3 protein-coding genes are annotated in these 2,536 nt (G+C 65.8%); all 3 read right to left on the bottom strand.

The annotated features are described in order from the left end of the window. Positions 1-258 (bottom strand): DNA gyrase subunit A (locus tag AB4Y84_RS19090; protein WP_442250671.1); only part of this gene is annotated, 258 nt, incomplete at its 3' end. A 233-nt stretch (positions 259-491) separates the two neighbouring features. Continuing rightward, a complete protein-coding gene (gene mtnA / locus AB4Y84_RS19085) occupies positions 492-1,556 on the bottom strand; it encodes an S-methyl-5-thioribose-1-phosphate isomerase (protein ID WP_059064602.1) in 1,065 nt (354 codons plus the stop codon). A gap of 47 nt (positions 1,557-1,603) precedes the next feature. Next, positions 1,604-2,335, bottom strand: a complete 732-nt coding sequence (locus tag AB4Y84_RS19080) for a DUF3011 domain-containing protein (protein WP_442244359.1) — start codon at positions 2,333-2,335, stop codon at positions 1,604-1,606. Positions 2,336-2,536 lie beyond the last annotated feature (201 nt).

Raw genomic sequence — 2,536 nt, 5'->3', positions numbered from 1 at the left:
GTAGCACGCGCTGTCGCCATGCGGGTGGTACTTACCGATGACGTCACCGACGATACGTGCCGACTTGAAGTAGGGCTTGTTGCTGTGCGCGTTGAGTTCATTCATCGCAAACAGCACACGACGATGCACCGGCTTGAGGCCATCGCGCGCATCTGGCAGCGCGCGCCCCACGATCACGCTCATGGCGTAATCGAGGTAGCTCTTGCGCATCTCGTCTTCCAGGTTGACCTGGATGATTTCCTTGGCGGTTTCTGCCATTCGGGTTCCGTTGTCTGGTAGCGGTCCAGTCCGGCGCATCCACCCGGGGGTGGTCGTGCCGGAACCTCGATTCAACCGCTGGATTCTACCACACGGGGCCGTTTTCCGCCTGCCTTTACGGTGATTTTACCGGCACAAATCAGGAACTTAGGGGGTTGCCGGCCAGCGGCCGGCACTACCGGACGCCGGGGTCGGAGCCCTTTCCAGCGGAAAGGCACCCGCCCCTGCCCGCGTCAACCGCCGAAGGCGGTACGCATGTTCTCTGCGGTCGGGTTCAGGATCACCCCCCGCTCGGTCACAATGGCATCGATCAGCTCGCCCGGGGTGACATCGAACACCGGGTTCCAGGCGGCGATGCCCTCGGCCACGGTGCGGGTGCCCCCCACGCCGTACAGTTCGCCCGGATCGCGCTGTTCGATCTCGATCTGGCTGCCGTCCACGGTATCCATGTCCACCGTCGAGGACGGCGCCACGACCATGAACTTCACCCCGTGGTGGCGGGCCGCGATGGCCAGCTGGTAGGTGCCGATCTTGTTGGCGGTATCGCCATTGGCGCAGATGCGGTCGGCGCCCACGATCACCCACTGCACCGCACCGGTCTTCATCAGGTGCGAGGCGGCCGAGTCGGCGATCAGCGTCGCGTCGATGCCGTCCTGCTGCAGCTCCCATACAGTCAGGCGCGCACCCTGCAACCACGGCCGGGTCTCACCTGCGAACACACGGGCGATGCGGTCCTGGGCCATGCCGGCGCGGATCACGCCCAGCGCCGTACCGAAGCCGGCGGTGGCCAGCGAGCCGGTATTGCAATGGGTCAACACGCCGCTGCCGGCCTCGATCAGGCCGGCACCGAGTGCGCCCATGTGGCGGTTGGCGGCCAGGTCTTCTTCGGCGATCGCTTGCGCTTCAGCCTCCAGCAGCGCCTTCCAGTCGGCGCCGGCAGCGCTCAGGCAACGTCGCATGCGTGCCAGCGCCCAGGCCAGGTTGACCGCGGTCGGGCGCGAGGCATTCAGCCGCTGCAGCGCCGGTTCCAGCTGCTGCAGGGCATGCGCGCCATCGGCAGCCTGCACATCACGTGCGGCCAGCACCACACCCCAGGCAGCGGCGATACCGATGGCCGGCGCACCGCGCACGGTCAGGGCGTGGATGGCGGCAGCCACCTCATCACTGTCATGGCAGGCCACATGCTCGACCACGAACGGCAGCTTGCGCTGGTCAAGCAGTTGCAGGGCATCGCCGGTCCACAGGATCGGGCGGATGTGGTCGTAGCGGGCGTAATCGAGGTCGGTGGCGGTATTCATGGCCCCATTGTAGGGCCACGCCACGCACGGATGGACCCCGTCCGGGGTCAGTTCACCGAGAATTCGGCGCGGCAGCCGCCGTCGACCCAGATGCCGTTGCGGTTCCAGCCCCAGGTGCTGCCTTCCTCGCACGGGGTGCTGGAAAGCTGGTTGGAGATGGTGGCGCTGGTGGAGATGCTGGCGCCACAGAAGCGGCGCTTCTTGGACTTGGATTCGCAGGTCAGCCGGCGCGGCATGTCGACGAAACGGCCCTGCTCGTCGGCCACCTCGAAGTCACCCTGGCAACCCCGGGTGGTCCACACCTCATTGCGCTTGTAGCCCCAGCCCTGCCCTTCCCGGCACGGCAGCACCGACAGCTGCCGCAGCAACCGTACCGGCGCACCGTCCAGGCGTACCGGGCAGCTCTGCGGGCGACCGTTGGACTCGCAGCGCACCACCCGTCGCACCAGGCGCTTGCGACCCTCGGCCGAGGGCGCGACATCATTCTCTGCACGGCGCGCGCGGAACTCGGCGCGGCAGCCCAGTGTCACCCACACGCCACTGCGGTCGGTGCCCCACTCGCTGCCACGGATGCAGCTGTTGCTGGACAACTGGCGGATCAGGTCGACGCCGTTGCTGACATCGATGTCGCAATGCACCCAACCCATGTCACGGGATTCGCAGGTCACTACTTCGTTGTCATAGCCAAGTGACTGCGCCGATGCGGTCGACGGAAGCAGGCCACCCCATATCGCCATGGAGTACATCGGTGCCGCTACGACCGCAAACCACTTGACCAAAGCCTTCCCCATGAATGGATGAACCACGACGCAAGTGTGCGGTATCGGCTGTGATAAGAGCATCATCGTGCTTGCTGAATCAAGCGCGCAAACGCGTGTTTTCGTTCAGCCTGCCAGGTCCAGGGGAAATCGGCTCATGCGTGGGCGAAATCGAATGCAAGCACGTCGGCGATGCGCGGTGTGCGGTGCATCGCCATCATC

It is taken from the genome of Stenotrophomonas sp. 2YAF22 (assembly GCF_052114665.1).
Taxonomy (GTDB): domain Bacteria; phylum Pseudomonadota; class Gammaproteobacteria; order Xanthomonadales; family Xanthomonadaceae; genus Stenotrophomonas; species Stenotrophomonas indicatrix.
Note: the sequence above shows the minus strand (reverse complement) of the source record. Positions and strands in the feature narration are given on the sequence as shown.